This is a genomic window from Aeribacillus sp. FSL k6-2211 (assembly GCF_037966125.1).
In the GTDB taxonomy this organism is placed as follows: Bacteria; Bacillota; Bacilli; order Bacillales; family Aeribacillaceae; genus Aeribacillus; species Aeribacillus composti.
The window spans coordinates 1,505,924-1,522,640 of sequence record NZ_CP150190.1 but is presented as its reverse complement, the minus strand read 5'-3'; the positions used below and the strand labels follow the sequence as shown (position 1 = coordinate 1,522,640).

The 16,717-nt window shown below is 37.8% G+C and carries 15 protein-coding genes; 8 read left to right on the top strand and 7 right to left on the bottom strand.

All coding sequences use genetic code 11. The annotated features are described in order from the left end of the window. The first annotated feature begins 160 nt into the window (after positions 1-160). Positions 161-2,281: an ATP-dependent Clp protease ATP-binding subunit gene (locus NSU19_RS07435; RefSeq protein ID WP_339199599.1), complete on the top strand. Its 2,121-nt coding sequence runs from the start codon at positions 161-163 to the stop codon at positions 2,279-2,281. On the opposite strand, the gene NSU19_RS07430 is transcribed toward NSU19_RS07435, so the two are convergent. Further along, positions 2,276-4,045 carry an IS1182 family transposase gene (locus NSU19_RS07430; protein ID WP_339199596.1) on the bottom strand — a complete coding sequence of 590 codons (1,770 nt, stop codon included), beginning with the start codon at positions 4,043-4,045 and terminating at the stop codon, positions 2,276-2,278. The genes NSU19_RS07435 and NSU19_RS07430 overlap by 6 nt on opposite strands. Positions 4,046-4,312: 267 nt before the next feature. Here NSU19_RS07430 and motA point away from each other — a divergent pair, with 267 nt between their 5' ends. Beyond that, positions 4,313-5,107 (top strand): flagellar motor stator protein MotA, encoded by a 795-nt coding sequence (gene motA / locus NSU19_RS07425; protein ID WP_063389457.1) that lies wholly within the window; start codon positions 4,313-4,315, stop codon positions 5,105-5,107. Then, positions 5,100-5,879: a flagellar motor protein MotB gene (gene motB / locus NSU19_RS07420; RefSeq protein WP_063389361.1), complete on the top strand. Its 780-nt coding sequence runs from the start codon at positions 5,100-5,102 to the stop codon at positions 5,877-5,879. The genes motA and motB overlap by 8 nt, the downstream gene beginning before the upstream one ends. A gap of 13 nt (positions 5,880-5,892) precedes the next feature. On the opposite strand, the gene NSU19_RS07415 is transcribed toward motB, so the two are convergent. Beyond that, entirely contained in the window at positions 5,893-6,339 is a 447-nt protein-coding gene (locus NSU19_RS07415) for a MarR family transcriptional regulator (protein ID WP_327863584.1), read from the bottom strand. Between the two features lie 174 nt (positions 6,340-6,513). Between NSU19_RS07415 and NSU19_RS07410 the strand changes: the two genes are divergently transcribed. Further along, on the top strand, positions 6,514-8,001 hold the full coding sequence (locus tag NSU19_RS07410; protein WP_339199592.1) for an ATP-binding protein: 1,488 nt from the start codon (positions 6,514-6,516) through the stop codon (positions 7,999-8,001). Positions 8,002-8,206: 205 nt separating this feature from the next. Here the strand turns inward: NSU19_RS07410 and NSU19_RS07405 are convergent, their stop codons facing one another. After that, on the bottom strand, positions 8,207-8,659 hold the full coding sequence (locus NSU19_RS07405; protein ID WP_339199589.1) for a hypothetical protein: 453 nt from the start codon (positions 8,657-8,659) through the stop codon (positions 8,207-8,209). Positions 8,660-8,747: 88 nt separating this feature from the next. Here NSU19_RS07405 and NSU19_RS07400 point away from each other — a divergent pair, with 88 nt between their 5' ends. After that, positions 8,748-9,479 (top strand): ZIP family metal transporter, encoded by a 732-nt coding sequence (locus NSU19_RS07400; RefSeq protein ID WP_339199586.1) that lies wholly within the window; start codon positions 8,748-8,750, stop codon positions 9,477-9,479. A 22-nt stretch (positions 9,480-9,501) separates the two neighbouring features. On the opposite strand, the gene NSU19_RS07395 is transcribed toward NSU19_RS07400, so the two are convergent. Continuing rightward, a complete protein-coding gene (locus NSU19_RS07395; RefSeq protein WP_066247934.1) occupies positions 9,502-9,750 on the bottom strand; it encodes an aspartyl-phosphate phosphatase Spo0E family protein in 249 nt (82 codons plus the stop codon). A gap of 418 nt (positions 9,751-10,168) precedes the next feature. Further along, complete coding sequence (locus NSU19_RS07390) at positions 10,169-10,483, bottom strand: YbjQ family protein (protein ID WP_066247932.1); 315 nt, start codon at positions 10,481-10,483, stop codon at positions 10,169-10,171. A gap of 179 nt (positions 10,484-10,662) precedes the next feature. Between NSU19_RS07390 and NSU19_RS07385 the strand changes: the two genes are divergently transcribed. Both NSU19_RS07385 and NSU19_RS07380 read left to right on the top strand, forming a co-directional pair. Continuing rightward, entirely contained in the window at positions 10,663-11,289 is a 627-nt protein-coding gene (locus NSU19_RS07385) for a 5-bromo-4-chloroindolyl phosphate hydrolysis family protein (RefSeq protein WP_339199583.1), read from the top strand. Positions 11,290-11,294: 5 nt separating this feature from the next. Continuing rightward, positions 11,295-12,455: a toxic anion resistance protein gene (locus NSU19_RS07380; RefSeq protein ID WP_339199581.1), complete on the top strand. Its 1,161-nt coding sequence runs from the start codon at positions 11,295-11,297 to the stop codon at positions 12,453-12,455. Between the two features lie 181 nt (positions 12,456-12,636). Here NSU19_RS07380 and NSU19_RS07375 read toward each other — a convergent pair whose 3' ends face one another. Together NSU19_RS07375 and NSU19_RS07370 are read right to left on the bottom strand one after the other, a co-directional pair. After that, positions 12,637-13,131 carry a methylated-DNA--[protein]-cysteine S-methyltransferase gene (locus tag NSU19_RS07375; protein WP_063389369.1) on the bottom strand — a complete coding sequence of 165 codons (495 nt, stop codon included), beginning with the start codon at positions 13,129-13,131 and terminating at the stop codon, positions 12,637-12,639. Position 13,132: 1 nt separating this feature from the next. Beyond that, on the bottom strand, positions 13,133-15,289 hold the full coding sequence (locus NSU19_RS07370; RefSeq protein ID WP_339199578.1) for a PAS domain S-box protein: 2,157 nt from the start codon (positions 15,287-15,289) through the stop codon (positions 13,133-13,135). A gap of 174 nt (positions 15,290-15,463) precedes the next feature. On the opposite strand from NSU19_RS07370, the gene NSU19_RS07365 reads away from it, so the two are divergent. Continuing rightward, a complete protein-coding gene (locus NSU19_RS07365) occupies positions 15,464-16,465 on the top strand; it encodes an acyltransferase family protein (RefSeq protein WP_066247926.1) in 1,002 nt (333 codons plus the stop codon). Positions 16,466-16,717 lie beyond the last annotated feature (252 nt).

Sequence of the window (16,717 nt, the reverse complement as noted above, 5' to 3'; positions counted from 1 at the left end):
TCAAAAAAGGTCAAAGTATAATAAAGTCAGAAAAGGTCAAACAGTGAATCTAACTATTGAATGATTGAGATTGTCTCTTTGATTCCAAAAGGTCAAAGAAAGTCAAAGAAGTTTCTTCCTTTAGTCAAAGTTAATCAAAGTCAAAAAGGAGGAATGTTATATGTTATGTGAAAATTGCCAAACAAGAAAAGCCAATGTTTTATTAAATGTACAAATCAATCACAACAAACAAGAAATGCGTCTCTGTCAAGAATGCTATCAACAATATAAACAAAAAATCCCAAGTGGTTTTTACGGATTCAGCGGTTTCGATGAATTATTTCAATCATTTATGCCAAACTCTTTTGAGAGCTTTGACCAAGCTGTTCAAGCACAACCGAAATCAGGGGGCGGAAAACAGAACGGCTTCCTCGATCAATTCGGCCGAAATTTAACGGATGCTGCAAAAGCTGGGTTGATTGATCCTGTCATCGGCCGCGATGATGAGGTAAGACGAGTGATTGAAATTTTAAATCGACGCAACAAAAATAACCCGGTTTTAATCGGAGAACCAGGCGTAGGGAAAACAGCTATTGTGGAAGGACTAGCCTTAAAAATTTCTCAAGGAGACGTTCCGCAAAAATTAAAAAATAAAGAAGTTTATTTGCTGGATGTTTCATCACTTGTCGCCAACACGGGAATTCGCGGACAATTTGAACAGCGGATGAAGCAGCTAATTCAAGAATTGCAAGCCCGAAAAAACATCATCCTGTTTATCGATGAAATTCATCTTTTAGTCGGCGCCGGTTCTGCGGAAGGTTCTATGGATGCCGGCAACATATTAAAGCCAGCGCTCGCCCGCGGTGAGCTTCAAGTTGTCGGAGCAACAACTCTAAAAGAATACCGGCAAATCGAAAAAGATGCAGCCCTTGAACGACGCTTCCAGCCGGTTATTGTGAAAGAACCTTCCATTGAAGAAGCGATCAGCATTTTAAAAGGAATTCAAGAAAAATATGAACAATACCATCAAGTCAAATATTCAGAAGATGCGATTAAAGCTTGCGTCACACTATCTCATCGATATATTCAAGACCGCTTTTTGCCTGACAAAGCCATCGATTTAATGGATGAAGCTGGTTCAAGATTAAACTTAAAAGCCGAGCCGGCTAATGAAGCAGACATCCACGAGCGGCTTAAACAAATTGCCCATGAAAAAGAAAAAGCGCTAAAAGAAGAGCAGTACGAACTTGCAGCTAAGCTTCGCGACGAAGAAGCTGCCCTTGAAAAGCAGCTTGAACAAGGAAAGGACAAACAGCAAGCAATCGTTCAAGTAGAAGACATTCAAAAAATCATCGAAGAAAAAACCGGCATACCAGTCGGCAAGCTGCAAGAGGATGAGCAAGCAAAAATGAAACATTTAGAAGAAAACTTGGCGAAAAAAATTATCGGCCAAGAGGATGCTGTCCGGAAAGTGGCAAAAGCCATTCGCCGCAGCCGCGCTGGATTGAAAGCAAAAAACCGACCAATCGGATCCTTCCTGTTCGTCGGCCCGACTGGCGTTGGAAAAACGGAATTGTCGAAAACATTAGCTTCGGAGCTGTTCGGTTCAAAAGATGCCATGATTCGCTTGGATATGAGTGAATATATGGAAAAACATTCTGTTTCAAAATTAATCGGCTCGCCTCCAGGCTATGTCGGACATGAAGAAGCAGGACAATTAACGGAAAAGGTTCGTCGCAACCCTTACTGCATTATCCTGCTGGATGAAATTGAAAAAGCTCATCCAGATGTACAGCACATTTTCTTGCAAATATTAGAAGACGGACGCTTGACAGACAGCCAAGGCCGCACCGTCAGCTTCAAAGATACGGTCATTATTATGACCTCTAACGCTGGAGCAGGTGCAAAACAAGTTCACGTCGGTTTTAACAGCACGGTGGAAAAAGAATCAAGCATCCTTGAATCTCTCGGTTCATTCTTTAAGCCTGAATTTTTAAACCGTTTCGATGCCATTATCGAATTTAAACCGCTTGATAAAGAAGATTATTTGAAAATAGTTGATTTGATGCTTGAAGAAGTTCGGAGCACGTTGAAAGAACAAAACATTTCATTGGACGTAACAGAAAAAGCAAAAGAAAAATTGGTAGAAATCGGCTATCATCCATCGTTCGGCGCTCGTCCGCTTCGCCGCGTCATTCAAGAACATATTGAAGACAAAATTGCAGACATCCTGTTAGACGGTGAAGTGCACAATCATTTAATCGCCGATATGGAAAATGAAGAAATTGTTATTCGTTCATAACAGGGGCTTGTCTAAAAAGTCCATAAAAACAGAGCGAATGGAGAAAACAATGAGTTTTTCCATTCGCTCTGTTTCCTTATTTTTGAAATTGGTTTGGGAATTTGCGGCCCATTTCAGTATGTTGTGGGCCATTGCCACAATCCCGAATTCTGTTCGGACTTTATGAAGCCCCCGTAACAGAAATCGAGTGAAACGCAAATTGCCCTTGATGTTACCGAACACACTTTCGACATCCACTTTACGCTTCGCATAAAGAGCTGCCTTTTGTTCGTCACCAAGAGCTGCTTTGGCTTTCGCTTTCATTTCTTCATAAATCGTGTTCCAATATACTCGACGATTTCCTTTGGCTTTCGTACACCCATTCTTCAACGGGCAATCCGTACAATCTTCACACTCGTACACTTTCAAATCTTGTATGTATCCAGATGCATTTTTTCTTTTTTGATAATACTTGAATACGACTTTCCGATTGTTCGGACAGATAAAGCAATCGTCTTCTTCGATGTATTTCCAGTTTTGTACTTTTGATAAATCCTTTTTAAACTTTTTACTTTGTTCCTTCAAATAGGTTTGGTATGGGGCTAATAATTCAAAACGAGGTTCTTTTTCTTCGCCAATCGCATATAAATAGTTTTCTTCACTCGCATATCCTGCATCGGCAATGACATACTTGAGTTTCTTTTCCTTCGGCATCGATTCCAATAACTTTTCCATAAATGGTTGGAAACAGCGAGTATCTCCTGGATTTTGATAAATTTCAAATCCCACGATAAATTGATGTTGTGTGGCGAGTTGAACATTATAACCCGCCTTGAGTTGGCCGTTTTTCATATGGTCCTCTTTCATTCGCATAAAAGTGGCCTCATGGTCGGTTTTCGAGTAGCTATTTCGTTCACCTAGAATCTGTTTTTGTACTTTGTATTTTCGTAATCGTGGAAGATAATCCGTTTGAATCGTTTTCAGTTGTTTGGTGAGTTGGGATTTTTTAGAGCGAAGTTCTTTTTTTCTTTCTTTGTCTTCTTCCTGTTTATAATCTTTTTCCAAAGCTTCTATTCTCTCAGAAAGTTGTGCCGATGATTTTTCTAATTCTTCTTCTAATTGTTCTTCTTTTAATTCCTCCAAGGCGATTTGGTGCGCTTCTTGTAGAAACGATTGAATTTTGGCTCGTAGTTTCTGATCATATTTTTCTACGGATTTTCGCCATACAAACGTATATTTGTTGGCATTCGCTTCTATTTTCGTACCATCCACAAAAATATGGTCGAGGTCGATAAGTCCTTGTTCTACTAGTTGAAGGACAAATTGTTCAAATACAGAATCCATCATGTTTGACATACGAACACTACGAAAATCATTTATTGTGCGATGGTCAGGGGTTTGCAATCCCGCCAACCACATCATCGGAAGATTTTCTTTCACCATTTGCGCTATTTTCCGACTTGAATAAACATTTTGAGTGTACGCATATAAAATCACTTTCAATAACATTTTAGGGTGATAGGGTGCACGACCCCCACCAACATAATGAGTATACAACACTTCATCCGGAATCGATTCCACCATTTCATCCACTAAACGGGCGACATGATTTTCAGGAATATACATTTCGATATCTAAAATGCTCATGACTTGACGATTGCAATAAGGTTGGAAAACTAGTTTTTTGCGTTTCTTATTCTTTTGAACCTCTATTTTTTGAATACCCTCTAGAGTCATTTCTAATTGCGTGTTATAATTTTCTTGAATAGTCATTTGATTATTCATAAGAAATCGTCCTTTCTGTAGAATGTTTTTTGGTCAATTTCATTCTATAAAAAAGGACGATTTTTTTGTACCCTAAAAACAGAAAAAAGGGCTGAGCCCAAGGTCGATTCAATCGACTTTTCGGACAGCCCCTTTTTTTATTTGGGAGCAGCATCGCAAAAATCGATTCGATGAAGGTGTCGTTTATTTTTTTGATCAAATATAAAATTTTCGTCTTTCTTTGTCGATATAATAATTGAATATAGAAAGAAGAAGGATTTGATGAACATGGACAAAACATCAATTATCGGCATTTTTTTAGGAATTATGGCAATTATTGTCGGCATGGTTTTAAAAGGTGTCAGTCTTTCCGTCTTAATCAATCCGGCAGCTATCGTCATTATTATCATCGGAACGATTGCTGCGGTCGTAATTGCCTTTCCGACAAATGAAATTAAAAGAGTACCGAAATTATTCCGCGTCTTATTTAAAGACACACAAACTTATACGATTCAAGAGTTGATTGTCCTTTTCTCTGAATGGGCGCAAATCGCAAGGAAAGAAGGATTGTTGGCGCTGGAAGCTAAGCTTCAGGAAATAGATGACCCATTTTTAAAGACCGGTTTAAGCATGGCTGTGGACGGTCAGTCTGCCGAGTTCATCCGAGATGTTATGACAGAAGAAATCAATGCAATGGAAGAGCGGCATGAAGCAGGCGCCGCCATTTTTTCTCAGGCCGGCACGTATGCTCCGACTCTTGGCGTATTAGGAGCTGTATTAGGTTTGATTGCCGCACTAGCCAATTTGGAAAATATTGAGGAGCTCGGACATTCGATCAGCGCCGCGTTCGTTGCTACTTTGCTCGGAATTTTTACAGGATATGTTTTATGGCACCCATTTGCGAACAAGCTGAAAAGGAAATCCCAGCAGGAGGTGCTCGTCCGCCAGGTGATGATCGAAGGCATTCTTTCCATTTTAGAAGGACAGGCACCGCGGACGATCCAGCAAAAGTTGGCATTTTATCTTCCTGAAAAAGAACGGGCAAAGATTTCTGATGAAGGAAGTGTTGCGTCCGATGCGTAGTAGAAAAAAAAACCGCAATGACCATCATACAGATGAAAGCTGGCTTATTCCCTATGCCGATATTTTAACCCTTTTGCTTGCGCTCTTTATCGTCCTATTTGCTCTCAGTTCGATAGATGCCCAAAAATTTGAACGTTTGGCTAGAGCTTTCAATTCCAATTTTGACGGAGGCATAAGCGTTTTAGAATATCCGAGCCCTCTACCACAACAAGAAATGGAAAACATCGAAGAAAACAAACAAAATGGAAAAGTGCAAAATGAGCCTCATGACAATGATGAATCGGGAAACAGCGATCAAGAGGAATTAGCGGAAGTTCAAAATCGGTTTAATCAATACATTGAAGAAAACAACTTGAAAAACAATATTAAAACATCACTAAACGAAGAGGGTTTGTTAATCACGATTCGGGACGATATATTGTTTGATTCGGGCAGCGCCAAAGTGAGAAAAAAAGATGAAATTTTGGCTACTGACATTGCCAAAATGCTCGCCATGGGCAGTGCCCGCAACGTGGTTATCAGCGGACATACAGACAATGTACCGATTCATAATTCAAACTTTGATTCAAACTGGCATTTAAGTGTTATGAGAGCCGTAAATGTGATGAAAATTATTTTAGAAAACAAAAATCTCGACCCAAGCAAGTTCAGTGCGAAAGGATACGGCGAATACAAACCCGTCGCTTCCAATGATACAGCAGAAGGAAGACAAAAAAACAGACGGGTGGAAATTCTAATTCTTCCAAACAATAAAAAAGCGGAGCCGAATTAAGCCGGTTCCGCTTTCATTTTTCTTTCGCATGGTACCCTACTTTTTTTAATAGATTAATCGCTGTTTCCTTCTCATCTTCTGTCAAAATATTCACGATCGAATCAATCATCTCTTGATGAGAAGGAAAGATTTCTTCAATCCATTTTCTCCCCTTTTCCGTTATTGCCGCATATGTGACACGGCGGTCTTTAGGGCATGCTTTTCGAACTAACAGCCCTTTTTGCTCTAATTTATCAATAACATACGTAATGCTGCCGCTAGCTAAAAGAATTTTTCCGCCGATTTGTTGAAGTGGCTGATCTCCTTTATGATACAAAAGCTCTAAAACGGCAAATTCCGTTAAGTTTAATCCATATGATTGAATGTGCTTGCTAACTTGATCATTCATTGCGCGATAAGCACGTGAAAGAACGATAAAAAATTTTAGAGATTTTTCAATACTGCTGTTATCCTTAGCCAACTTTCATCATTCCTTTAGTATTTCAATGTCTTGAATTATAATAGTGAAACTTCTCATTATTGTCAATCACTGCATAGAAAATTTCAGAATAAAAAAACTTTTTTTAACCCCGATCTTCTTTCAAAAGATCATGCTATAATAAAAAGGTTGATGAAAAAGAAGGAGTTTAAAGAAATGCTGGACTTAACACATCGCCATAAGGTTTTGCTTTACATTTTGATCGTAATCCTGCCCACTTTTCTGATTTCGTTTATCATATGGGAAAAACAAAAAAATATTCTCTTTTTGAAACATGAAAAAGAAGCCGTATATATGCTAGACATTCATCAAAGTCAAATTGACCGCTTAATCTCGGAAACAAAAACGAGAATGGAAACAATGGCGTTATTCATAGATCAAGAAAATAATCCAAACCAAATTCAAAGAGCTCTAAAAGAAACCCTACAACAAGAACCCCGCTTTACCGGCCTTTATATCGCAAATGCAGACGGAACAATAAAAATCGGCACTCAACCCGTTTCATTACATCATGACATCTCTTCGGAAAAATGTTTTCAATCTGCGCTCGCAACAAAAAAGACTTCTATTTCAGAAGTTCACGATAAAAAGCTTATCACGATCTGCACCCCGATTGTAAATCAGCAAAAAGATGTAAATGGCGTTTTATACGCCACATTAAGCATAAACTATATACAAAATATTATGAATGTACTGAGCCCAGATTTATATATCGTGGTGAGCGACACGAAGAACAACTTTCTTTTCAGTGCAGGCGAAAAAGAAAAGGACGCTTCCGAAAAATCTGTTCAAACGGATATTACCCAGCTTCCATGGGTGCTGAAAGCGTCGGTCGCTCCGGTCAAGCCGTTGGAAATCTCTCAAGTTGTTTTAACTTATGCCGCCATTGTATACATTTTTTTTAATATTATTTTTTTGTTGATCCAATATTATTTGCTGAAACGTAAAGCAAGATTGGAAGAAGAAAAAATTAAAGCGCAAAAGCTTGAACTGGTCGGTACTCTCGCTGCCAGCACAGCGCATGAAATCCGAAATCCTTTAACTGGAATTAGCGGTTTTATTCAACTGTTAAAGAAAAAATATCAGTCAGAAGAAGATCAGCATTATTTTTCCGTCATAGAAAAAGAGATCGACCGAATCAATGAAATTGTGAGCGAATTTCTCGTTCTCGGAAAACCAACCGCTCATAAACACAAACTGTACGACTTAAATCAGATTATCGACGAAGTCATGCCGATCATTAAATCGGAAATCAATCTCCATCGAACAAATTTTCAAGTTCATATGGATCGGCATAATCCTATTCGGATTTATTGTACAAAAAATCATATTAAACAAGTTTTGTTAAATTTAACGAAAAATGCTTTAGAAGCAATGGACATGAACGGATCATTAGAATTGATTGTCAAAAAAGAAGCAAATCTTGCAGTTATCAAAGTGATCGATACAGGGAAGGGGATTCCTGAAAAAATGATGGAAAAAATTTTTGACCCATTTTTTACGATGAAAGACAGCGGCACCGGACTTGGACTGGCAATATGCAAACGCATTGTCGATATGTATGACGGCACCATTGAGATTGAAAGCAAATTGAATGTCGGCACAACCGTGACGATAAAGCTGCCGCTATCAAATAAAAGCTGAAGCTCGATGTGATTCTGAACTAGGCGAAAAATAGCCTTCTTGTTCTAATGTAAGCCGCATCTAAAAATGCCTGATGATGCATTTGATGCAGGATTGGTAGAAACCGATGAAAGCGACGGTTTCTACCTTCTTTTATCTATTTTTGAATCAAAAACCGATTAGAGGATCGGGGCTAAAAAATGCTGAGTCGTAGCCAATCATTTTCTTATGATGAATGATATCTTGACATGCGGCTTCCGCTTTTTCCTTTTCTTCCTTTTTGAGAACGTGTTTTTCCCATTATTTTTACTGCACCTTTATAAACGATATAAATGCTCAAAAAAGCGAAGAACAGAGCGAGAAATCCCCATAGTCCTTGCACAATATCTTCAAATTCCATATTTCCTCTATTCGTTATTTTTTGTTGAATCTCAATGGCAAACACTATGACAACTAGTACGGTCATTGTATAAATAAACGATATACATAAAATGCCGAATTTTGCTATATATTTAAATACCACATGTGTAATGAAAAAGATAACCATGCCGAAAATGCCGATGATCCAAAAATGCAGCTGTTTATCTGTTAATTGAAAACCAGCCATTTCTACCAAATGGATAATATTGTCATGAAAATCATTAATCAGTTCTACAATGAACAAGAGCGTTTCTTTCATATAAAATCTCCTTCTATTGATAAAATAACAAATCTATTATAAAACATTATTATCAAAATTTATTTTTTCTGAAAAGGGGTACGATTTTATGTACGACGTATATATTGGGAGTTTTTTATCAGCAATGTCTACAGGTTTAGGGGCTCTCCCGATTCTTTTTTTGCAAAAAACGATTAAACATAGAGGAAGAGATTTATTATTAGCATTCAGCGCTGGAATTATGATGGCTGCTTCCATGAGGGGGTTGATACCTGAAGCATTAGCAAACGGAAATATAATGAAAATGTGCATCGGATTAATACTTGGAGTGCTTATATTAACAATTTTAGAGAAAAATATTCCTCACATTGAACTGGAGCATACGAAAGAAGGAATACAATTTGACGAAAAAGCATTGCTCATTATCTCGGCGATCACCTTACATAATCTCCCGGAGGGTCTATCTGTCGGAGTAAGTTATGCCTCAGAGAAACAAGATTTAGGTCATCTAATTGCTCTTGCAATCGGGCTGCAAAATGCACCAGAAGGCTTATTAGTTGCGCTTTTTTTAATCAATCAGAACATTTCCCGCATCAAAGCCTTTTTCATTGCAACGTTGACAGGAGCGATCGAGATTGTCACATCTCTAATAGGGTTTTATTTAACAACATTTGTTGAATCTTTAGTTTCTTACGGTCTTGCTTTTGCTGCAGGAGCAATGCTTTTTATCATTTATAAAGAATTGATTCCGGAAAGCCACGGCGATGGTCATGAATTGACTTCGACATATTCTTTTATTTTCGGAATTTTATTTATGATTGTGCTGACTGAACTTTTTTAAGCTTGTCAAATATGAGTTTTCTTTATTTTTCAACCGTTGCAACAAAAGGATTTGTTAATGTCCATTTCATAGGGTGGAAAATCGATTGATTTTTCTCATCGCTGCTTACCATTTGCTGGTATTTGTTTAAAAGCTTGTCCAGTTCTTGGCTCAGCTCAATCGTCTCTTTGCTGTTCATCCCGTTTATTTGAGCCATTTCAATCATTTTTTGCCTTTTTATTATGATTTCTATGAACAGCTTTTCTTTGCGCAGCTCTTCTTCCGTTGCCATTTCTCATATCCTCCTTCCAAATCTCGCGGTCTAAAGACACGCACTCGGTTATTATTACAGATTCTACTATTTTTGTAAATAGATTCGCAAATTTAGACAATATTTTTACACAAGTATTTGACAATCCTCTTTAATATTTATGTAAGGAGGATTGTCAAAACATTCATACAGTCATAAAAAGCTTATCCAAAAGACTTTTTAAAAGAAAAAATTCGACTTCTTTTTTACTCGCTGACAGCAGACCAAAGCTTATTGCCTCAATAACCGCTGCCGTTTTATAGGTCGGAGGACAATATTTGAGCAATGATAAGATGCTTGTTTTCTATTTAAAATATTGTCGGAAATTTCTTTCCTTTCATTAAGAAAAGCTGCGCTTATTTCTATCATCACAATGACAAGCCTAAAAAACAGCGCAATTTTATCGGATTTTTACAGCTGTTCCAGTTGCTACAACCATCATCATCCCATCTCGTAATGTTTCAAAGTCAAGATCCACTCCAATCACAGCATTGGCGCCCAGATTTCTAGCTTTCGCTGTCATTTCTTCAATAGCTATTTCCCTTCCTTCTGAAAGCTTGCTTTCATATGCGCCGCTTCTGCCGCCGACAATATCCGTAATGCCTGCCAAAAAATCGCGGACAATGTTTGCACCAAGAATGGTTGTACCGCTGACAATCCCCAAGTATTCTTCAATTTCCTTTCCTTGCAAAGAATTGGTTGTTGTAATAATCATGGATTTCCCTCCATTATTTATTTTTTTACTTTATTACGTTTGAAAAAACGTTTCGTTCCATTCCGATTCACAAATCATTCTACTTTTTCTCTAAATTGTAGTAAAATTGTAGTAAAAAGCGAAACCTTGCTTTCCGTTTGTTCGTAAATTTATTAAACAATGCTGACAGGGGTAGGATCATGAAATCGATATTCTTGTTTTTAATAAGAAGTTTTATTGCTGTTTGTTCGATGTCTGTTCTTTGGTTTGCCTTGTTTTTAGGATTTGACCAAGCTTTCATTCAATCGTCTTTGTATGCTGTTGCAGGCGGTATTATCGTCTATTATATCACCAAATGGCTGCAAAAAAGAAATTGGCTGAAGCAAAACGGATTGACAGCCAGTGAATACAAATATGTACAGGAAAATTTAAAGGAAGCAAGACAAAAAATTGCCCGACTGCAGCGCACCTTATTTAGAGCCCGATCGCTCGGAACGATTCAGCAGCTTGTCGAAGCAATCAGGCTTTCCAAACGTATATATCATGTCGTTGAAAAGGAGCCGAAACGCTTCTATCAAGGCGAATCATTCTTTTTCTATCATTTAGATTCTTGCGTGGAGCTTGCAGAAAAGTATACGTTTCTTTCCGCCCAGCCGATCCGCGATCAGAACGTTAAATCATCATTGGAAGAAACGAAACAGATGTTGAATCAAATTTGCGAATCATTGGAGAAAGATTTAATCACCGTTTTATCGAATGATATCGAACATCTTCAATTTGAATTAAATGTTGCGAAAAAACAAACAACGAAATGGAAAGATAGGTGATTACGTTGGAAGAAAAGAAAGAGTTGGATCTATTAGATGATCTATTAAAGGACCCATTTGGAGAAAAAGAAGATAAGCCCGCATCACCTTTAGCAGTCGGCGAAGAAGAACAGCCGAAAAAATTTATCGACATGCTCTCACAGGAGCATAAAGCAAAGGCTGCACAGCTGGCAGCTCAAATTGATTACAAAAACCGGCATTCGATCGTCCAATTTGGGGCTTCCGCTCAGCAAAAGCTCTCCAGTTTTTCCCACGAAATGCTGGACTATGTTCAAAAAAAGGATATCGGGCCTATAGGCGATATTTTAAAAGAGCTGATGAGCAAACTCGAACAAGTAAACCCGGAAGAATTAAAACCGGAAAAACGAAGCTTCTTCTCTCGTCTTTTCAAGAAAATATCTAGTTCGATCAATGAAATTTTATCCAAATACCAAAAAATCGGGGCACAAATTGAACGCATTACAGTCCGGCTGGAAAATTCAAAAAAAGCGCTGATGTCCGATATTCAATTGCTCGATCGTTTATATGAGCATAATAAGGAATACTTTCACGCGCTAAACATTTACATCGCTGCTGGTGAATTAAAATTGGAGGAGCTCCATACAAAAGTAATACCGGAATTGCAAAAAAAAGCGGAAGCAACTGGAGATCAAATGGCGGTTCAAGAAGTAAACGACATGCTTCAATTTGCTGATCGGTTGGAAAAACGGATCCATGATTTAAAGCTATCTAGGCAAATTACAATCCAAACGGCTCCGCAAATCCGGATGATTCAAAATATGAATCAAACATTAGCGGAAAAAATCCAATCCTCCATTTTGACGTCCATTCCTTTATGGAAAAACCAAATTGCGATCGCTCTCACCTTATATCGGCAAAAAGGAGCACTGGAGGCCCAAAAGCAAGTGACGAAAACGACGAACGAGCTGCTTTTGAAAAATGCAGAAATGCTGAAAGCAAACACAATTGAAACAGCCAGGGAAAATGAACGAGGCATCGTCGATATTGAAACGTTGAAAAAAACACAGGACGACCTAATTTCAACAATCGAAGAAACGCTCAGGATCCAACAGGAAGGACGTCTAAAAAGGCAGCAGGCTGAGCAAGAACTAATGCAGCTCGAGAAAGACTTAAAAACAAGACTATTGCAATTTAAACAAGAATAAAAAAGACAAACCGGGATGATTTTTATAGAGGAAAGATTTTACACATATACAGCTGTTGAGTGATTTCGTCCAAGCTTTTTTAAATGCTCATGCAGAACCTGCACGGCATTTACATCATATAAACAGCAAATTTTTTAAAAACTCTGCGCAGGCATCGCAGAGTTTTTCATTTTGAAAGTTTCTATGATGCCCAATTTTTACATTGCTCTAATTGCAGCAAAAAAGCTTTTTTATCCGTTTGATTGCCTGCATAGCCTACAAGCGCTCCGTTTTTGCCAATCACCCGATGGCAAGGAATTATGATCGGGATAGGATTCGCTTTATTGGCTTGTCCAACTGCCCGAACAGCTTTCGGATTTCCGATCCCATCTGCAACATATTGATAGCTTCTAGCTTCACCGTATGGAATGTTCATCAACTCTTTCCATACTTTTTGCTGAAATGAAGTGCCTTTTGGAAAAATGGGAAGGGAAAATATTTTTCGTTTCCTTTGAAAATATTCCTTAAGCTGTTTCGCTGCCTCTTCCAATAGATCCGTTTTATGTTCCACAACTTTTGAAGATGCCAGAAGCTCTGTAAGCTCCTGCTCGTCCATCAACAAAGAGACAATTCGATTCTTTTCCTCTATAATCCCGATCGTTCCAATAGGGCTGTTCATTGTATGCAAAAAGTACATCCTACACACCTTCTTGACCATTGATAGGGAGCGAAATATAAAATGTCGTTCCATACCCTACTTTGCTTTTGACATCAATTTTCCCATTGTGCTCTTTAATAATTTTGTAGCTTACCATAAGACCTAGGCCTGTTCCCCGCTCTTTCGTTGTATAAAACGGCTCCCCAAGCCGCTTCAGTTTATTTTTTGGAATGCCTGGCCCTTCATCTTGAATGGAAATTTGAACCCGGTGATCATCTTCTTTTGTGATCGAAACATAAATATTGCCTCCATTTGGCATCACTTCGATTGCATTTTTTAATATGTTAATAAAAACTTGTTTTAATTGATTGGGTTCGCAAAATATATCCGGCACTTCCCCATAGTCTAAATGAATTTGCACATTTACTAGAATAGCCTGTGCATTTAATAATTCTATCGTATCTTTCATGATTTTCACAATATTTTTTTGTTCAAATCGAACAGCTTGAGGCTTCGCCAAAATAAGAAATTCATCAATGATTGATTCAATTCGCTTCAGCTCAGAAGTAATGACATTGAAATACATGGAATAATCTTCTTTTATGCTTCCTTGCAGCAGCTGGATAAATCCTTTTAACGCTGTCATTGGATTGCGGATTTCATGGGCTATTCCGGCTGCCAATTCCCCAACAATATTGAGAGTGTCCGATTTTCTCAGCCGCTCTTCGATTTCTTTTCTTTCGGTGATATCGCGAAATATAACTAAATTCATATTTTCAATAATGTGGCGTTTAAATGAACATTCGAGAATTCTTTCCTGCTTATTTTTCACCGTAATCGCAAATTCTTTCGTCAACCCATCCATTTTCCAATCACTTTTAAAATGAATGGGAAAAAATCGGAATATGCAATCACGTCCAATTTGGTCTTGTGTTAATCCTAAAATTTGCATTGCAGCAGGATTGGCATCAACAATCACCCAATCATCATTAAACAGAAGAATGCCGTCCATCGCTCCGTTAAACACATTCCGAAATTTTTGTTCACTTTCACGCAATTCTTTTTCCATTCGTTTCCGGTCGCTGATATTTCGCAATATGGTCATATGGGTTTTTTCCTTCGGGTTGTATTTTGATGTGAATTCGAGCTGCTTCTTTTGTCCGTTCGGCATGTAAAACATTAATTCTTCCCGGATGGCACCAGATTTTAAATATTCATCTTTCACCTGCAAAAACTTTGGATCATTTGCATTGATAAATCGCATTAAATTGCTTTTCAACAGTTCATCAAAGGGGAGTTCAAATATGCGGCAAGCCCATTGATTCGCGCGTATAATATTTCCAAAATGATCCCAAATAAGGATGGCATCAAGAGCATTTTCAAAAATTTCTCTAAACCTTTCTTCACTCTTCAAAATTTGCTGTTCCATAAGCCTCTTCTCTGTAATATCGCGCAATATCGACATGTAAAATCCGTGTAAAATGTTTGACGTGGTCGTAAATTCAAAAATTTTTCGCGTTCCGTCTTTTAATCGGACAGGCATTTCTCCTTTCATTTTTCCTTTTTCAAACAATACTTCATAAAAATATTTTTTCATTTTCTCATCTTCGATAAAATCTGAAAATTTATAGTTTTTGAGTTCATCACTCGGAATGCAAAAGCTTGTACAAAATGATTGATTGGCATCTATAATAAATCCTTCGTAATCAAAAATGACAATGCCGTCAACAGCACGGTCAAATAAATCCGGAAACAGCTGTTCATTGATCGATCGTTCCTGTTCAAGAATTTTTTTCGAAGAAACATCCCGAAAAATAGCAAGATTGTATGTGCCGTAAATGTTCTCAATGATGCTGTATTCAACATATTTGATTCGGCCGTTTTCCAGTTTTAACATGAGTTCCGCATATTGCTGTTTTTCATGATCAGAAAAATTTTTTATAAATTCGTTTCCTGGCAGAGCTGCTACAAAATCATCTATCGACTTCTCTAGTATGACTTCTTTTTCCATTTCAAAAAGGCGGCATGCTGACTGATTTACTTGAAAAAACTTGCCGTGATGATCTAAAAGCACCATAGCATCTACTGATCGATCGAAAATTTCGTAATATTTTTTTAATTTTTCATTTTCTTGTTGCGCTTTTTTTAAACGCTTTGCCAACAAATCTTCTTCAATGGCTGCAATGTTTTGCTTCAAACTTCCCACCTCTCATTTTAACACTCTCAATATATTTACATTTTCTACAAATTACGTTAGAATCCTTCATGCACTGTCAATTTAGTCAATTCGATGTACCTTTCAGTACGACTGTTTACAAAATGTTGAATTTGTCTTATATTTTAAATCGAAACTTTTTTTGAAGGTGATAACATGAATGAGAGGAACAGCTACTTTGATAACGCCAAGTTTATATTAATTCTTCTTGTCGTGTTCGGCCATTTTATTCGATCGATGATTGAAGACAATTACATTATGATGAACATATACAAATTTATTTACACGTTTCATATGCCTGCGTTCATTTTAATTTCCGGCTTTTTTGCCAAAGGGTTTAACAAACAGGGATACGTTAAAAAAATAGCCAAAAAACTCATTTTGCCATATTTCATTTTTCATGGCATCTATACAGTTTATTATGTTTTGATTAAAGGCGACAATCTGCTCCATTCAATTGATCCTTTGAATCCGCACTGGTCCCTCTGGTTTTTAATAAGTTTGTTTTTCTGGAACGTCATGCTGATCCCGTTTTCTAAATTGAATAAATTGGTCGCTTTAGGACTTTCGTTCTTTATCGGTATTGCAGCTGGATATTTTGATTTCATCAGCAACTATTTGAGCTTGTCACGTACACTAGTCTTTTTTCCTATTTTTTTAATAGGTTTTTATTTAAAGAAAGAACATTTTGCCATGATGACGAAGCTGCCTGCAAGATCTTTAGGGGCAAGTGCTCTGTTGCTTACATTTGTGACGTATTTCTATTTGCCTTTTGAGTATGAGTGGCTGTTCGGTTCCATGCCTTATTCAGCTTTTGGCGAAACGGATATCTTTTCAGGGCTGGTGCGGCTCGGATTTTATTTTCTTACTTTGATTACGACGTTCGGATTTTTCTCGTTAATACCGAAAAAGCGTCAATTTTTCACTGAATGGGGCACAAGAACTTTTTACGTTTATTTATTGCACGGATTTATCATTCAATCGTTCAGAGACAGCGAACTTGAAAGCTGGCTTACAGAAATAGAAAGCATCACGGTATTCGCCATTGTTTCAATTGTCGTTACATTCTTGCTGTCGAGCCGCTTTGTCAAAACGATCGCACAGCCAATCATTGAACTTCGAGCGACAATGCTAAAAAAAATAGTAAAAGGCTTATAAGACCGGGGCTGACGCACACAGACAGTCACATCACATAAATAGAACGGCTTCTAATAGCTTTTCAGAAATAGGTCTTTTCTACAGTCCGAGATGCTGAAACAACAATCTAGAGTAGTTAGAGAAATAACTTCAAAGGCGTCGCAGTTCCTAAACTTTCTAACTTTAAAAACAAGTCATAAGTCAGAGGTCCTAGCGGGGTATGGAAAATTCGAACATTTGCCAAAAAAATCTGGCGAGGCCCCTCGATGGACT

Excerpts from the sequence above, each read along its gene's own strand:
- NSU19_RS07365 (WP_066247926.1), top strand. The coding sequence starts at position 15,464 with ATGAATGAGAGGAACAGCTACTTTGATAACGCCAAGTTTATATTAATT.
- NSU19_RS07430 (WP_339199596.1), bottom strand. The coding sequence starts at position 4,045 with ATGAATAATCAAATGACTATTCAAGAAAATTATAACACGCAATTAGAA.
- motB (WP_063389361.1), top strand. The coding sequence starts at position 5,100 with ATGCGTAGTAGAAAAAAAAACCGCAATGACCATCATACAGATGAAAGC.
- NSU19_RS07435 (WP_339199599.1), top strand. The coding sequence starts at position 161 with ATGTTATGTGAAAATTGCCAAACAAGAAAAGCCAATGTTTTATTAAAT.
- NSU19_RS07390 (WP_066247932.1), bottom strand. The coding sequence starts at position 10,483 with ATGATTATTACAACAACCAATTCTTTGCAAGGAAAGGAAATTGAAGAA.
- NSU19_RS07395 (WP_066247934.1), bottom strand. The coding sequence starts at position 9,750 with ATGGCAACGGAAGAAGAGCTGCGCAAAGAAAAGCTGTTCATAGAAATC.
- motA (WP_063389457.1), top strand. The coding sequence starts at position 4,313 with ATGGACAAAACATCAATTATCGGCATTTTTTTAGGAATTATGGCAATT.
- NSU19_RS07385 (WP_339199583.1), top strand. The coding sequence starts at position 10,663 with ATGAAATCGATATTCTTGTTTTTAATAAGAAGTTTTATTGCTGTTTGT.
- NSU19_RS07400 (WP_339199586.1), top strand. The coding sequence starts at position 8,748 with ATGTACGACGTATATATTGGGAGTTTTTTATCAGCAATGTCTACAGGT.
- NSU19_RS07375 (WP_063389369.1), bottom strand. The coding sequence starts at position 13,131 with ATGTACTTTTTGCATACAATGAACAGCCCTATTGGAACGATCGGGATT.
- NSU19_RS07405 (WP_339199589.1), bottom strand. The coding sequence starts at position 8,659 with ATGAAAGAAACGCTCTTGTTCATTGTAGAACTGATTAATGATTTTCAT.
- NSU19_RS07410 (WP_339199592.1), top strand. The coding sequence starts at position 6,514 with ATGCTGGACTTAACACATCGCCATAAGGTTTTGCTTTACATTTTGATC.